The sequence below is a fragment of the Muribaculum intestinale genome, from assembly GCF_002201515.1.
Lineage (GTDB): Bacteria > Bacteroidota > Bacteroidia > Bacteroidales > Muribaculaceae > Muribaculum > Muribaculum intestinale.
Genome location: NZ_CP021421.1, coordinates 737,822 through 754,066, shown reverse-complemented (window position 1 = coordinate 754,066; position 16,245 = coordinate 737,822). Strand labels below are relative to the sequence as shown.

Annotated in this window: 12 protein-coding genes; 9 read left to right on the top strand and 3 right to left on the bottom strand. The window is 50.3% G+C overall.

Translation table 11 applies throughout. The features are described from left to right. Window positions 1–35 precede the first annotated feature (35 nt). Entirely contained in the window at window positions 36–1,415 is a 1,380-nt protein-coding gene (gene miaB, locus ADH68_RS03220; RefSeq protein WP_068959831.1) for a tRNA (N6-isopentenyl adenosine(37)-C2)-methylthiotransferase MiaB, read from the top strand. 104 nt (window positions 1,416–1,519) lie between these two features. Here the strand turns inward: miaB and ADH68_RS03215 are convergent, their stop codons facing one another. Together ADH68_RS03215 and ADH68_RS03210 are read right to left on the bottom strand one after the other, a co-directional pair. Next, the gene (locus ADH68_RS03215) at window positions 1,520–2,206 is read right to left on the bottom strand and encodes a Crp/Fnr family transcriptional regulator (RefSeq protein ID WP_068959832.1); all 687 of its coding nucleotides are present in this window, start codon (window positions 2,204–2,206) and stop codon (window positions 1,520–1,522) included. 59 nt (window positions 2,207–2,265) lie between these two features. Further along, window positions 2,266–3,195, bottom strand: a complete 930-nt coding sequence (locus ADH68_RS03210; protein ID WP_068961952.1) for a transporter — start codon at window positions 3,193–3,195, stop codon at window positions 2,266–2,268. A gap of 652 nt (window positions 3,196–3,847) precedes the next feature. Between ADH68_RS03210 and ADH68_RS03205 the strand changes: the two genes are divergently transcribed. The 6 genes from ADH68_RS03205 (at window position 3,848) to ADH68_RS03180 (ending at window position 9,931) form a co-directional block, all read left to right on the top strand. After that, on the top strand, window positions 3,848–5,350 hold the full coding sequence (locus ADH68_RS03205; protein WP_068959833.1) for a DUF6377 domain-containing protein: 1,503 nt from the start codon (window positions 3,848–3,850) through the stop codon (window positions 5,348–5,350). Window positions 5,351–5,849: 499 nt separating this feature from the next. Continuing rightward, the gene (locus ADH68_RS03200) at window positions 5,850–6,284 is read left to right on the top strand and encodes a deoxycytidylate deaminase (protein ID WP_068959834.1); all 435 of its coding nucleotides are present in this window, start codon (window positions 5,850–5,852) and stop codon (window positions 6,282–6,284) included. 111 nt (window positions 6,285–6,395) lie between these two features. Continuing rightward, a complete protein-coding gene (locus ADH68_RS03195; protein ID WP_068959835.1) occupies window positions 6,396–8,060 on the top strand; it encodes a S41 family peptidase in 1,665 nt (554 codons plus the stop codon). 14 nt (window positions 8,061–8,074) lie between these two features. Further along, window positions 8,075–8,626, top strand: a complete 552-nt coding sequence (locus tag ADH68_RS03190) for a 5-formyltetrahydrofolate cyclo-ligase (protein WP_068959836.1) — start codon at window positions 8,075–8,077, stop codon at window positions 8,624–8,626. Window positions 8,627–8,684: 58 nt separating this feature from the next. Further along, window positions 8,685–9,392, top strand: a complete 708-nt coding sequence (locus ADH68_RS03185) for a hypothetical protein (RefSeq protein ID WP_068959837.1) — start codon at window positions 8,685–8,687, stop codon at window positions 9,390–9,392. After that, window positions 9,389–9,931: a helix-turn-helix transcriptional regulator gene (locus ADH68_RS03180; protein WP_068959838.1), complete on the top strand. Its 543-nt coding sequence runs from the start codon at window positions 9,389–9,391 to the stop codon at window positions 9,929–9,931. The genes ADH68_RS03185 and ADH68_RS03180 overlap by 4 nt, the downstream gene beginning before the upstream one ends. Before the next feature lie 36 nt (window positions 9,932–9,967). On the opposite strand, the gene ADH68_RS03175 is transcribed toward ADH68_RS03180, so the two are convergent. Continuing rightward, the gene (locus ADH68_RS03175; RefSeq protein WP_068959839.1) at window positions 9,968–10,945 is read right to left on the bottom strand and encodes a polyprenyl synthetase family protein; all 978 of its coding nucleotides are present in this window, start codon (window positions 10,943–10,945) and stop codon (window positions 9,968–9,970) included. A gap of 94 nt (window positions 10,946–11,039) precedes the next feature. On the opposite strand from ADH68_RS03175, the gene polA reads away from it, so the two are divergent. Together polA and ADH68_RS03165 are read left to right on the top strand one after the other, a co-directional pair. Continuing rightward, window positions 11,040–13,814, top strand: a complete 2,775-nt coding sequence (gene polA, locus ADH68_RS03170; protein ID WP_068959840.1) for a DNA polymerase I — start codon at window positions 11,040–11,042, stop codon at window positions 13,812–13,814. Between the two features lie 20 nt (window positions 13,815–13,834). After that, complete coding sequence (locus tag ADH68_RS03165) at window positions 13,835–16,222, top strand: helix-turn-helix domain-containing protein (protein ID WP_068959841.1); 2,388 nt, start codon at window positions 13,835–13,837, stop codon at window positions 16,220–16,222. Window positions 16,223–16,245: the final 23 nt, after the last annotated feature.

Here is a 16,245-nt window from a genome sequence, read left to right as displayed (position 1 = left end):
ACAAAGCAAATTTTCGTTGCACAAAGTTGATACAAATGAGCAATAGACAATCAGATACAACTGCTACGACCTTGTCGGCTGAAGACAGTCGCCATCTTTATATAGAGACTTACGGTTGTCAGATGAATGTGGCCGACTCGGAGGTCGTGGCCTCAGTGATGGGCATGGCAGGCTATTCGGTAACGGACAATCCGGATGATGCCGATGCCATATTGCTGAATACCTGTTCGATACGCGATAATGCCGAACAGAAAATCGTAGGCCGCCTGCAGGCTCTTGCCGCAGTCAAGCGCAAGCGCGGAGGCAGGCTGATAGTAGGTGTGATAGGCTGTATGGCCGAAAGAGTGAAAGACGACCTTATAGCCAATCATGGTGTCGACCTTGTGGCTGGCCCCGATTCCTATCTGTCGCTGCCCGAACTGTTTGCCGCAGTCGAGGCGGGAGAGACGGCCATCAATGTGGAACTCTCGACCACAGAGACCTACCGCGATATCATACCGATGAAGATTACAGGCAATAGGGTGAGCGGCTTTGTCAGCATTATGCGCGGGTGCAATAATTTCTGTACATATTGCATTGTGCCCTATACCCGCGGACGCGAACGCAGCCGTGAACCGCGAAGCATTCTTGCCGAGGTTGCCGATTTGCGTAGCCGAGGTTTCCGGGAGGTGACGCTGCTCGGCCAGAATGTAAATTCATACGACTGGGTCGGAGAGGATGGCAAGCGTGTGGATTTCGCAGGTTTGCTCGCCATAGTGGCGCAGGCTGCTCCCGACATGCGTATACGCTTTACGACAAGTCACCCAAAGGATATGAGCGATGAAATCATTGCTACGATTGCGCGCTATCCTAATGTGTGCCGTCACATACATCTGCCGGTACAGTCGGGGTCGAATGCCGTGTTGAAGAGTATGAACAGGAAGTATACACGCGAATGGTATCTCGACCGTATAGCCGCGATACGTCGAATGATACCAGATTGCGGCATATCGACCGACCTGTTTACCGGTTTTCATGATGAGACAGAGGAGGATTTCCTCCAGACGCTGTCGCTGATGGAGGAAGTGGGCTTTGACTCTGCGTTCATGTTTAAGTACTCGGAACGTCCCGGCACTGTTGCTGCGAAGACTATGCCCGATAATGTGGCCGAAGATGTGAAAATCGAGCGTCTCAACCGCATGATTGCGTTGCAGAACCGACTGTCGGCCGAGTCCAACCGACGTGACGAGGGGCGTGTGCTCGATGTGCTTGTGGAAGGCGTGGCCAAGCGCTCCAAGGAGCAGATGGTGGGACGCTCGAGCCAGAACAAGGCGTGTGTGTTCCCGCGCGGCAATGCTAAGGTAGGCGATTTCGTCAAAGTGAGGGTTGTCGGATCGTCGTCGGCCACTCTGCTTTGCGAGCTTGTCGAGGAGTAGCAGTAAAAACGAATAAGTTATAAAACGCTTCACCCTGATATCCGCACGATATCGGGGTGAAGCGTTTTATGTCAGTGTCGAGAAATTGTTGCAGTGTGTAGATTTCAGTCGGCCGAGGTATTCAGTATCTCGAGAAGCGATTCGCGTGAATGGATACGTATCTCCTGATTGTCATAGCCAATAATGCCGCGCTGCTTCATGCTTTCGAGTGTGGCTATGAACGAAGTGCGCTGTACCCCGAACAGAGCATACAGGTCACGAGCCTTGCATGTGAGAGCAATGTCTTGTCCGCCTTTCTGAGTCAGTGATATAATCCAGAATGCGATACGCTCTTCAAGGGAGCCTGCGGTAATCGACAGGATGCCTTCTACGACTTTCTGGGCGCTCATCGACAGGGTGTTCAGAAAGTTGTACATGAATATCTCAGTGGTATAAAGAATTTTCATGTAGTCGTTTTTAGAAATCTGCAATACACCGGTAGGTTCAAGGGCAAATACTGAATTCGGGTAGAACGGGGCTTTGCCGAAGAGGAATTCGGGCGCTATTACACATGGCGCATGCAAAGTCTGCGACACTTTGAAACGTCCGTCGGAGTTGGAAATAGTAGAGCGTACGCTCCCGCTTATCACAAACTTGATGTGTGTGCATGGTTCGTGGGCATTTATAATCGGGTTGCCCTCTGTATATTTGAGAAAGTGGAATTTGGCTTTTTCCACAATCTCGGATATTTTATCGTGGCTTACACCTTTGAATAGTGGAAGCCCCATGAGTATTTCATACATGCTGTCCATAGTGCACCTTATTTATATAGGTTAACGTCTGTGTCCCGTAAAAGTTCCTGAATCTGTGTTCAAGCATTTCTTTTGATACCAATTTTATCATTTCGGTTCCGGAGATATAGCTGTAGGGAGTTTATGATATTTTGCCAGGCCACGTATGCCGCCGGCCCGACCGACGATATAGGGTCGAGATATGTCAGCGACATCCATATTGCCAATACCGTATTTTTCTGGCCGAGTCCTTGCGCTCCGGAAATCCTGTCGCCATATCTGCGTCCTACGATACGGCCGATTGCGAATTGCAACACACATACCGCAAGCGAGGCCGCTGCGATAATAATCATCTCAGGAACTCGTGATGCGGGCTCGTGGATTATGAAGCTGACGGCATTTCCGACAACAATGATAAGGGCGCATGCCCAAAGGTAGAATGACAGTGACTGGCGAGATGCTATCGCAGCATGCACGCGTGGCATATATGCCCTGAATAGCAGCGCAAGAGCCAGAGGAGCGAGGATAAGAGGAAGTACGCGCTGGCTTATGAGAAGTGTCGAGTCCATAAAGGATATATCGGAATTATATCCTATGAAGGAGAAAAGAACAGGTGCCAGCATGGCCACTGAAATATTGCTGATGAGTGAATATGTGGCTAACATAGTCACTGATCCGCCAAGCATTCCTGTGATTACCGGCGCTGCTGTGGCTGTTGGACAGAATATGCATATAAATGTGCCTTGTGCGATATCGGTGCTAGCTGGAGCTATGGCAATGTATACGGCCACTGCTCCAATAATCTGGATTGCAAGTAGTATCCATATGAATCTGCCTATGTGAAATTCCTTAGGATTAATTTTGCAGAATGTGAGCAGAAGCATTGTAAATATGAGGTATGGCGATAGAAATGCCAGATAGTGGATGCTGTCGTGGAATATTATTCCCATAAGCATAGCTATCGGGAGCATCCATGGTTTTATCGCTTGCCTGAATTCGGTTATATTCATTGCGGCTGTCGTGGCTTGTTCGGAATCTGAGGCAAAGGTAGTCATTTTTCATAATATGGCAATTTCCCGCAAGATGGCAGCCGATATGGTGCGACTACTTGTCTTCACAAGTGTAAAAATAGTTCATAATACCTCCGGGGATATCCGAAATTGTGTGTTGTGGCGTCTTGTTCCCGGTAATTTTATCTCGATTTAATATCTATATTTTTAAATATTAAATAATTGATTATCAATATTAATTATTTATAAAATATGCAATATATATTTATGTTTGGGTACAATAGCGGGAAATTTCAGGAAAAAGATAGCTTACTTTGCAATACAATAGCGAATTCTCTTTGATTCGTGTGAAAAATTGGTATTAATAATTATTTTAGGGTTAGTATAGATTGTTAGAATCAATTAATGCGACGAATGTAAATAGTGCATAAAAGTAAATGTGTTTTATGTTAGGTTTGGAAGCCTTTAATAAGGCAACAATTAACGGCCATTTCGTGAGAAACGGCCGTTAATTGTTGTATGGGTTGTGGATAATGATTATATTCGCCACTCAAAATTACCAGACATGTCCCAATCAATCTTTTACCTGTTTCTTTATTGTTTATTAACGGCTTGTACTATAGTGTGTTCTGGGTGTGCCCGAGATGTGGAGATGAGCGATAAATTGCGTGGATTGCTCAATGAGATAGACTCTTCGTTTAAGTATCGCGAGGATATGATTGATGCACGGGCGCGTAATATCGCCGAATTGCGCGATTCAATAAGGGCGTCGTCTGATTATGATGAGCGTATAAGGCTGTATGGGCGTCTGATAGACGAGGGCCGTCATTTTCAGATTGATTCAATGCTGATGTATTACTCCGAAGCTAAGGAGGATGCGCTTGCTCACGGTGATATAGAGAATGTGAGAAAGTATGAAATAGGATCGATGGAACTTATGCCGCTGAAAATACGAATGCATGAAGCTATTGTGGCCATTGATACTACTGATGTGTCCGCTCTTTCAAAAAGCAATAGAATCGCCTTTTATAAGTCGGCGAGACAGGTATATATATATTTTACAACGATTTATTCGCATTGGGATGTAAACATGGAGTTACTTGAGCGGGTCGGAGAGTTTTCACGGCTTTTAGTGTCGGAACTTGCAGAGGAGGATGACGGTTATTTTTTATATAAGGCGACAGCTGATATTGCTGACAATAATCTTTCGCTCAGTATCGCTACGTTGCGCGACTATCTGTCGGGAATTGACGCGTCGCATCCCAATTTTATCGATGCAACCGGCATGCTCGCACTTGCTTATTTCAGAAGGGAGCGCTACGACGACTGGGCTTATTGTATCGCCCTGACGGCCTTGGTTGAAAATCAACGCGGATATATCGACGGGGAAGCGCTCAAGCAGTTGGGCCGATGGGTTTATGAGTCGGGCGATGCGTCGCGGGCGTATGCCTATATCGTTATAGCAGAGGAGAATGAGGTGCGTAGCGGTGCTGTTGTAAGGAGTGTGCATGTGTCGGATGCGATGCCATTTATAAGCAATGCCTATAGGGAGAGCGAGCGTAACTCGACAGTACTTTTATGTATAATAATCGGGTGTATGATAGTCATACTGATATTGGTGGGGGTGTTGTTCTACCGTAGGGCACGAGAGCGTGCCGAATTGGCCGATGCAAAAGACGAGCTTGCCAGGGCCAATGCTACAAAGGAGGTCTATCTCGGGCGTTTCCTGTCGTTATGCTATATATATATGGACAAGATGCAGGATGTGTGTAAGGTTGTATCGCGAAAACTGGCAGCCGGTCAGACCGAAGAACTTTATCATATGATGCGTACCGGTAAACTGGAAGATGAACAAAAGGAATTGTTTTATAGAGAGTTTGATGAGGCATTCATCAATATTTATCCGACATTTATCCGTGATGTCAATGCCTTGATGAAAGACGGTTTCAAACTTGGCGACGAAAACGCCGGTCATCTTACTCCGGAACTTCGTATACTTGCCTTCATGCGTCTTGGATTGGACGACAGCAGTAAGATAGCCCGTTTTCTCAATCTCTCGGTCAATACAGTGTACACCTATCGCAACCGGATGAAAAACCGAGCTTCCGACCGGGATAATTTCGAGATTATGGTGATGGAAATCGGGCGTCTGTGAAGAATTTGTCTCGTAAAAATATTTATATTCATATTTAAGATACGAATATCTATATACCATGAAAGTCAATTTGTTAGGTAGAATATATCTGTAATATATTCTATATTGAATCTCGATTACATAGGATTGTGTTGGCAGATACTATCTTTGCGATGTTCAAATCAGAAATGATATAAAAATCGATTGTTTGAACACGACAGCGAGAAACTCGCGACATGAGTTTTAGTTTTAGAAATGAATTAGGATAGTTTGTCTACACACTTTTATGTGTGACAGGAAAAGATTGATGTTTTAGGTTTAAAATTAGGGGTATTCAATTACCACAAGGCGGACCGCTCGGGAGAACGGTCCGCCTTGCTTTCAGGCATGAGGGGTAGATTTCATATGCCATAGATTATTTTTGAGAGCTTGCACAATATAATAGAATGAAAATTTGTATCTTTGCACGCGTGCGGTATTACACTAAGGACAATAATATAGACCCGCACGAAGATGTCATATGACTGATCAGAACGGGAAACAACTCGTGCTTGACAAGCGCTATCTGCGCATGGCCCGCATCTGGGCGGAAAACTCTTATTGCCGTAGGCGTCAGGTAGGAGCATTACTGGTTAAAGACCAGATGATTATATCCGACGGATACAATGGTACTCCGGCCGGATTCACCAATGTGTGTGAGGATGAGGACGGTTCTACCAAACCTTATGTGCTTCATGCCGAAGCCAATGCCATAACAAAAGTGGCTCGTAGCGGTAATTCCAGCGAGGGTTCGACCCTCTATATTACGGCTTCCCCCTGTATGGAGTGCAGCAAACTGATAATACAGGCCGGAATAAAGAGAGTCGTGTTCAACGAGCTCTATCGGCTGTCGGATGGCCTTGACCTTTTGGCAAACGCGGGAGTAGAGTGTATCCATATATCCGAGCTTGACTGATTTTGCATATGTAAATTGATATAATACAGCAATTTAGGCTTAAATATTACATAAAGGAGTATTATCCTGTAGCATGACGCAGGTCTGCTATACCCTTTGATTCGCATAGAAATGAAACACATAAAAAAGCCCGAAGCGTGGCTTCCTCTGATTATTGCTTCAGCCCTGGCCATAGGCATTGCTGTCGGTGTCGTGCTTAACAGCCGCATGCATCTTAGTCCCGGACAGGAAAAATTGGGAGAAATATTGTCGCTTATCAACAACGATTATGTCGACGAAGTGAGTATCGATTCACTTATCGAGCAGAGTCTTCCCGATCTCATAGCCAATCTTGACCCTCACTCCAACTATATTCCGGCAAAAGACCTCAAGGCGGTCAATGACGAACTTGAAGGGTCGTTCAGCGGCATAGGCATATCGTTTACGATGTTTACCGACACGATTACCGTCAATGAGGTGATACCCGGTGGTCCGTCGGAAAAGGCCGGCATACTCCCGGGCGACCGTATTGTCAGCATTAATGATTCAGTAGTGGCCGGCATGGGTATTGCCCAGACTGATATTGTAAAGCGCCTGCGCGGTATGAAGGGGAGCGTTGTCAAACTTGGCATACGCCGTTCAACCAGCAAAAAACCGCTTACATTTGAAGTAACCCGCGGCGACATCCCGCTCAATTCGGTCGATGCCGCCTACATGATATCGCCTGAGACGGGATATATTAAGGTAAATAAATTCGGACGCACTACCTACGATGAGTTCCTCACCGCGCTCGCCCGGCTTACAGCAAGCGGCGCCGGCAGTTTCATCGTCGACTTGCGCGGCAACGGCGGCGGATTCCTTGAGATGGCCATAATGATGGCCAATGAATTTCTGCCTATAGACTCGCCGATAGTGGAGACCCGAGGACGCCATGAGAGCGAGAACAGCGCTATAGCGAGTGACGGCAACGGGTCGTTTCAGAATGCGGGACTTGTAGTGCTTCTTGACGAATATTCGGCTTCGGCGAGCGAGATTTTTGCCGGAGCCATGCAGGACAATGACCGTGCCTTGATTGTCGGACGCAGAAGTTTCGGCAAAGGCCTCGTGCAGCGTCAGATTACGCTGCCCGACAGTAGTGCCGTACGTCTTACAGTACAGCGTTATTATACTCCGTCGGGACGTTGCATACAGAAGGATTACCGTCTTGGTGAGCGCGGAGCCTATGAGCAGGATATTACCAAGCGCTACGAACATGGCGAGTTTTTCGCCTCCGACAGCATTCATCTCAACAAGGAGGTCGAATATCACACCATCGGAGGACGCAAGGTATATGGCGGAGGGGGCATCATGCCTGATGTATTTGTGCCCAACGACACAGTAGGCATATCGAGCTACTATATTAATGTGCTTAATGCCGGACTTCTGCAGAAGTTTGCATTCCAGTATACCGACCGCCGCCGTGAGACTCTCTCCAAGGCCGCTAATCTCAGCGAACTGTTGCGTATGCTACCTTCCGACGAAGAGTTGCTGCAGCAGTTTGTCTCTTATGCATCGTCCAACGGAGTGCCGGCACGATGGTATTATATCAACATTTCCCACCGTTTGATTGTTAACTACTTGAAAGCCTTGATTGCAAGCGACACTCTTGGCCGTGAGACCTACTATCAGGTAGCCAATACCGACGATACCACTGTGCAGCGTGCATTGCGCGAGCTCACCGAGGGCCGGGCTACAGCTCCGATTACGGCAGGGACCGACAGCCTCGGTGTGCATCCCGTGAGACAAGGCGGTAAATAACAATCTTACCGACAATGAGAAAGGAAGAAATACGTAGCCGCATAAAGGCCCGCAAGGCCATGCTTACCGACGCCGAGCGACAGAGTGCCGCCGACGCTGTGTTCGCAGTTCTGGAGAATTCGGTGGCATTCATGCTTGCCGACAATATACTGCTTTATCATTCGCTCCCCGACGAACTCTCGACCAGAGCGTTCATAGAGAAATGGCACGACCGCAAGAATTTCTTTCTCCCAAGGGTGCACGGTGTCAACCTTGAGGTATTGCCTTACAATAGGAGTTCACTCAGGCTCGGTGCATTCCAGATTGAGGAACCCCAGGGCGACGATGTGCGCGACATCTCATCAATTGAGCTTATCGTAGTGCCCGGAGTGGCTTATGACCGCTGTGGCAACCGCGTAGGCCGCGGAAAGGGGTTTTACGACAGGTTGCTTGCCTCTACCCATGCCACCAAGGTTGGCGTGGGCTACGATTTTCAGCTTGTCGACGATATTGACAGCGAACCGCACGATGTGGTGATGGATTTAGTCGTCACCGAGCATGAGATAATAAGAGTGCGCCGCAGGTAGTATGTTGTCATAAGTCTTTCCTGCCGGTATCAGCTATGCCAATCACATTATCATATATATGACTCTTATCCGGACTACCACTTCACTGTCGGCTGTGCTTTTGCAGGAGCCCTCGGTGATACCTGTTATAAACCGTTTCGGCATACGGCTCGGTGTCAGCAACGCTACTGTCGGTCGGATATGCGAAATCCATTCGCTTGACAGCAATTTCGTGCTTGCTATACTGAACACGCTTGTCAACGAAGGGTATTTCCCCGAGAATCTGCTCCGCGGGTGTGGCTGCCATGAGGTAGCCGGCTATCTGGCCAAGGCCGACAATGACTGTCGGCGCACACTTGTGCCTAATGTGCTTGCCCACTTCGGTCGCCTTATGTCGACGGTGTCGGGCGAGAGCAACATGCCTATGATTCACGGAATGGCGCGCCATGCGCTTGCCTCTCTCGACGAGGCTATAGAGTGCGAGCTTACCGAGGTGTTCCCGATGGTGATGCAGCCCGATGCGTCGCGGCAAGCCGATGTATACCGTATGGTAGCACGCCATACCGAGCGTATGTGTGACTGCTGGAGCGAGATTGCCGACTTGCGTAGCATGCTTGTGAATCTTGTCAGCGGAGAGATGGATTCCAATCTGCTGTACGCCGTCATAGTCGCTGTTGGAGCCCTTGAAAACGATCTTCATAAAAACAACCGTCTGCGCAGCCGCATTCTGCTTCCGCTGCTCAGCGAGACAAATCCCTGCGGCGGGGCGGCTGATTCAGGACAATGAGGATAGTGATAGTTACAGCCGATACGGCTCGTGCGGTAGGACTGCGTTGGGTTATCAACCATTATTTTGAACTGGAGGCCAATGTAGTCGCTCCCATAGCGTCGGTTGCCTCGGAAATTGACGATTCCGACACCGGTGCCACCGTATATATGGTTGATGCCGACGTGTGGTGTTCCATGGCTGATTTCTTCATACCCCGGCGTCAGCGCACAATAGTCATCGGCACACGTGCCGGCATGTTTTCTACAGTACAGAGCGAAGGCGATATGGTAGAGGAGTTGCGCAGTCGTATTGACGGTATGAGTGCGATTGCTGTCGAGCAGTCGCTGCCCGGCCTGTCTCACCGTGAGGTCGAGGTATTGCGTCACATCGCGCTCGGACATCTCAACAAGGAGATTGCCGACGCTCTCGGTATAAGCATAAACACAGTGTTGTCGCATCGCAAGAACATCACGGCGAAACTCGGCATACGCTCGGCGTCAGGTCTTAGTGTGTATGCGATGATGAACGGCTATCTCTCACCCGTGGAGATACAATGATATATTGTCGCTTTCACGTATTGTTGTCTGTTGACATCAATATGTGCGGTGGATGATGTAGTCGAATATCGATATGAAAGCCGTGCGTGTAGGCGACTCGGGGAAATATGATATGATGTCGACAGCCTCGTCGCGCAGACGCTGCATTGTGGCATACGCGTAGTCGATGCCTCCGGCCCGCCGGGCATATTCTATCAAGGTATCAATTTCTTCGGAATTCAGCTCGTCGCGGCGCACGAGTTCGTTCATTGCCGCGCAATCATCTATGTCAGTGCGGTGGAGCGCATAAAGGAGCGGCAGGGTCACTTTGCCCTCGCGCAGGTCGTTGCCTGTCGGTTTGCCGAGGTCGTGGCTGTCAGGGAAATAGTCGAATATGTCGTCGCGTATCTGAAATGCCAGTCCTATCAGGCGGCCGAACTGCTCCATCCTTTCGGTATCTTCACGTGGCGCTTCGGTGGCTATCGCACCCATACGCACGCATGCCACAAACAAAGAGGCTGTCTTGTTGTCGATTACCTCCATATAGGCTTCCTCCTCAAGGTGATGGTTGCGGGCCTTGTTTATCTGGTCGATTTCGCCAAGCGACAACTGTCGGCCGAGCGCGCCGATTGTCGATGCGATATCAAGGTTTCCGGTAAGTAGAGCTTCCTGGAGGGCCATGCTGACAAAGAAATCTCCGACGAGTACAGCGATATGGTTGTCCCAGATGGTATTGATTGTGGGCCGGCCTCGGCGCAGTGGGGTCTCGTCCACAACATCGTCATGAATGAGCGAGGCATTATGTAGCATCTCGATTGCGGCGGCGCCATGAAGCGCTGTGCTGTTGATGCCTCCGAACAGCTTGGCGCTCAAGAGTACCATCACGGGTCGTATCTGCTTCCCTTTGGTGGTGAGATAGTTGGAGACAATCTCGTTCATGAGCGGGTTGGAGGTATGAAGCGCATGTCGCATGCGCTCGTTTAGCTCCTTCAACTCGGGAGCTATGGAGTGGAGTATGTCTTCAAATGCGGTCATTGAGGCAAATTGTGGTACAAAATTAGTAAAAGTCTTAAATTCTTTATACTTTTATCGTCAAATAATGAATGGACAATCGTAAATACCTCAGGATATGACCGACAAAAAACTGTTTCTCCTCGACGCTTACGCCCTGATATATCGTGCATACTATGCTCTTATACGAGCTCCCCGCATTACATCGCAGGGGATGAACACATCTGCTATATTCGGCTTTGTCAATACTCTCGACGAGGTCCTGAAAAAGGAGAATCCATCGCATATTGCGGTGTGTTTTGATCCGTCGGGCCCGACTTTCCGCCATGAGATGTATGAGGCCTACAAGGCGCAGCGCGAGAAGCAGCCGGAGGATATCACACGCTCGGTGCCATATATAAAAGATATAATCCGCGCATACGGCATACCGGTGGTCGAGGTGCCAGGATATGAGGCCGACGACGTGATAGGCACTCTCTCGCGCAATGCCGAGCGTGATGGGTACACTACATATATGATGACACCCGACAAGGATTACGGACAGCTCGTCACCGACCGGGTGTTTATGTACAGGCCATCAGTGCGCGGCGCCGATATCGAAATCAGAGGCCCCAAAGAGGTCTGCGCCAAATATGGCATAGACACCCCCGCTCAGGTGATTGATCTGCTTGCGCTCGAAGGGGATGCCGTCGATAATATTCCCGGTTGTCCGGGTGTCGGCGAAAAGACCGCAGCAAAGCTAATCGGAGAATGGGGCAGTGTCGAGAATCTGCTTGACAACACCTCGCAGCTCAAAGGGGCCATGCAGAAACGTATAATCGAAAATGCCGAGCAGATACGTTTTTCAAAAATTCTGGCCACGATTAAGACCGATGTTCCCGTCGATATTAGTATAGATGCCCTAAAGCGGGGTATACCCGACACTTCGGAACTGGCACGCATATATGGTGAGCTTGAGTTCCGCACTTTCCTTAAGCGTCTTAGCGATGTCGCGGCCGATACGGCTGTGGCCGCTCCCAAAGTGGAGGCCGAGGGTGTGATGGGCTCTCTTTTTGACATGCCGCAGGTTGCCGAAAATCAGACCGGCATTGATGTTGCGCGCTTCGATGAGACTACAGCCAGCTACCGCACTCTTGACTCTGTGTCCGAGGTAGAGAGATTTGTGGGTTCACTGCAGGGGGTGGCGCAGATTGGTGTGGCGTCATATGCCACGGGAGAGTGTGATATGACTTCACGTTGGCACGGGATAGCTGTCGCTACCTCGCCGGGAAACGCGGTGTATATCGTGCTGCCGGGTGACGCTGAGCAGCGCCGACAGATGGTGACGGCTATTGCTCCATTGTTTCAGAGCTCCACTACCGTTGTTGTCAGCCATGATGTGAAGCGTGAGATGATACTTTTGCGCCGCGAGGGGGTGATGTTCACGGCTCCATATTTCGATACCGGCATAGCACATTATCTTCTTGAGCCGGAGATGAATCATGCCTTGCCGCGCCTTGCCGCAGCAATGTTGGCCTGTCATACTTTGGACTACGATAATGAGTCGCGCCTGTCAAAGAAAGGAGAGATGCTTCCCGCAGGCGAGGAGGCAAAACGCTTGTGTGAGATGGCCGATGTCACTTTGCGCCTTCATCGTCCGCTCCTCGACAGAATTGACAGCGACGGGTTGCGTCATCTGATGGATGATATTGAGCTGCCGCTGGTTGGTGTGCTTGCCGACATGGAGTGGACAGGCGTGCGTATCGACGTGCACGCTCTGGCCGAATTGCAGCGCCGTTTCTCCACACAATTGCGTGCAATGGAGGAGGATGCCTACAGGCTTGCCGGAACTACATTCAACATTGCGTCGCCTTCGCAGGTCGGAGAGGTGCTTTTCGGACGTCTGCAGCTCGACCCTAAGGCCAAACGCACTAAAAAAGGCGGATATTCCACCACCGAGGAAATCCTCGACAAATACCGCGATGCCCACCCGCTGGTAGGACTGATACTTGATATACGCGGACTCCGCAAGCTGCTCACCACCTACATCGAGGCACTCCCGGCGATGATAAACCCGGCTACAGGCAAGATACACACAACATATAACCAGACTGTTACAGCCACAGGCCGTATCTCATCGGCAAATCCCAATCTACAGAATATACCTATCCGTACCGACAACGGACGCGAGATACGGCGCGCGTTTATAGCCGACCCGGGCTGTGTGTTCATGAGTGCCGACTATTCGCAGATTGAACTTCGCGTAATAGCTGACATATCGGGCGACAAGGATATGATTGATGCATTTGTGAGTGATGTCGACATACATCAGGCCACAGCCGCGAAGATTTATCACGAGAGCCTCGAGAGTGTCACTCCCGAGCAGCGAGCCAAGGCTAAGACCGCCAATTTCGGAATCATTTATGGCATATCGGCATTCGGACTCGCACAGAGGCTGCGTATTCCGCGGGCCGAGGCCAAAGAGCTTATCGACGGATATTTCCGCACCTATCCACATATCAGGGAGTATATCGCAGAGTCCATAGAGAAGGCTAAAAGTCAGGGCTACGTGACCACCATAATGGGGCGCAAGCGCATGCTTCCGGATATCAATTCGGCCAATGCCGTTGTGCGCGGATATGCCGAACGCAATGCTGTCAACGCGCCGATTCAGGGCTCTGCAGCCGACATCATAAAGGTGGCCATGATTAGTGTCGCCCGCCACTTCAGAGAGCGAGGGCTTAAGTCGCGAATGATAATGCAGGTACATGACGAATTGATATTCAACATTGTGCCTGAAGAGCTGGCTGAAGTGCAGGAGATAGTCACTGCCGACATGATGGGCGCCTACAAAGGGAAAGTGCCTCTTGAAGTCTCCTCAGGTGTTGGCCACAACTGGCTTGAGGCCCATTGACGTCGCGGCTACATGCTGTCATGAAACTGCGTGCTGTCATATCCTTTCTGGCAATAATATTTTCCGTCGTTGGCGTCTGTGCTGAGATTGTGCGCCATCATTTTGGTGTGGCCGACGGGCTGTCGAATGAGCACGTGCGCCACATTATGCAGGACTCCAACGGATACATATGGATTGCCACATGGTCGGGAGTTGACCGTTTCGACGGATACAGCTTCATCAATTTTCGCACCTACGCCGACGATTCCGTGCGCCTCGACCATAATCGTGTAGAGCGTCTGGCCGAAGCACCCGACGGCGGGATATTGCTTAAGACATATACCGGACGCGTTTATTTGCTTGATACGGCCTACGGTTCTTTCTCCCTTGCATCTCCATCCGACAGTGCCGCATTCGACAGCATGTCAGTATTACATAACACAACGGTGAGCGCATCACTCAGCGAATACAGGAGCGATAACAGGTTGCGTCTTGTAGATGCCGATGGCAATATATGGGAAGCCTCGCCTGACGGTGGCATCGATTGTATCACTGAAGCTCCTGCTGCATTCCGGTTTATAGAAAGCAATCCCCTCAATAGTGAGGGACGCGATATTCATGTTGTCTATGCGGCTCCTGACGGCATACTCTGGACAGCCTCGCGCGACACACGTGTTACTCTCTACGACCGTAATGGCATGTTTATAGGCAATCTTGCGCCCGACGGGCGTATCGTAGCCGACCCTTCGTTGCCTTTCGGGCGCCGGGTATACGCTATTATTGCCGACGACCGAGGGCGTATATGGCTTGGTACCAAACAGAAAGAGCTCGTTGTGCTTACGCCTGCGAAGAGCGGACGATATGTCGTGGAAAGTTACATTGAAAGCGACACTCCCGGTGCGCTCAATTGTGGAGACATCTATGGATTTGCCCCTGATGCCCGTGGGGATATGTGGCTGGCGACTTTCGGCAAGGGAGTGGCAAAGGCGGTGGCCGACTCCGCCGGGAGGATGAAATTTCTGTTTCCCCGGAGCTACGATATTTCTGCCGCGCCACGTGTGCGTTGCCTGACGCTCACTGAGAGCGGTATAATGGTGGGAGCCACAACGTCGGGGGTTCTGGCATTCGACCCTCATGCATCCGATCCCGACAGGATACGGTTCAGTTACCATGCCGCCGATCCGGAATGCAAGGGCTCGCTGAGCAACAACGATATTCTCGGTGTACTGAGCAGTCAGTCAGGTGCGGTATATTTCGCCGCATTCTCTGGCGGACTCGACAGTGTGGCTTCGGCCTCCGATTTAATCGGCCCCAATACATGCTTCGGCAACCGAAGCGTACGCACCGGACTTGATGCCGACCCGGTACTGTCGGTGGTACAGGACTGCGACGGCGACTTCTGGCTTGCCTCAAGGGCGTCAATATCAAGATATACATCCTCGTGGGAGCATAAGGCCACATATAATGCGGGAAATGCCGGACGTGAATTCATACTTACCGAGGCTGCGCCGCAATTGCTTGACGGATTCCGTATCGCATTCGGCATGAGGGGAGGAGTACTGATTGTCGACCCGCGGCGCTTCAGCGACACACCGATGCCTCGTCTGGCGGTCACTGCCGTCGATACAAATGAAGGCCACATCTACACCCTTCCATCCGACAGCACCATTGTGCTTTCCAGAGGGCATGGAGATGTATCGCTGCATTTTGCCGCGCTTGCCTACGGCGCCAACGGAAATATCACTTATGGCTACCGCATCAACGGTGCCGACAGCAGATGGATATCTATCGGCAAGAATCGGTCGCTTCATCTGTCGGGACTCCCGTCGGGAATCAACCGCATAGAGATATACTGGACTGACCCCTACGGTCGCCTGACCGACAATCCGGTGCGTATTGCCATAGAAGTGCCCCGCTCATATCGTGAGATTGCCGGCGACATAGCTATAACGCTTCTTGCCGCCATAGCGCTTGCTGCGGTTGCTTTCATGCTGAGGCGTGAGATGTCGCGTCGACGCCGCAAGGCTACTCTTGAACACTATATCGCTCTGGCGCTTTTTCCTGATACTGAACTTCGCCGGTCGGATGACACCGGTACAATGACCGGAGTGTGCGCGCAGGTAGGCCGCATGTACACCGACAGTACTCTTAAAGCCGAGAGTATCTCCCGGGAACTCGGATTGGGACGCAGCGAACTGCGTCGACATGTGAAAGATGTCATCAGTGTTTCGCTTGAGGACTTTATCCGTCTGGTGCGCCTGCGTGCCGCCGGCCGTCTGCTGGCTGAGGGCAAACTGAATGTTGCCGAGGTGGCGTACAGGTGCGGCTTCTCTTCTCCGCAGTATATGGCTATGCTTTTCAAGGAGCACACCGGCATGTCGCCGAGCAAATATGCTGACAGCCAATGCAAAAAAAATGTAAGTAATTAAGACTTACATTCAGGCACGGTAAT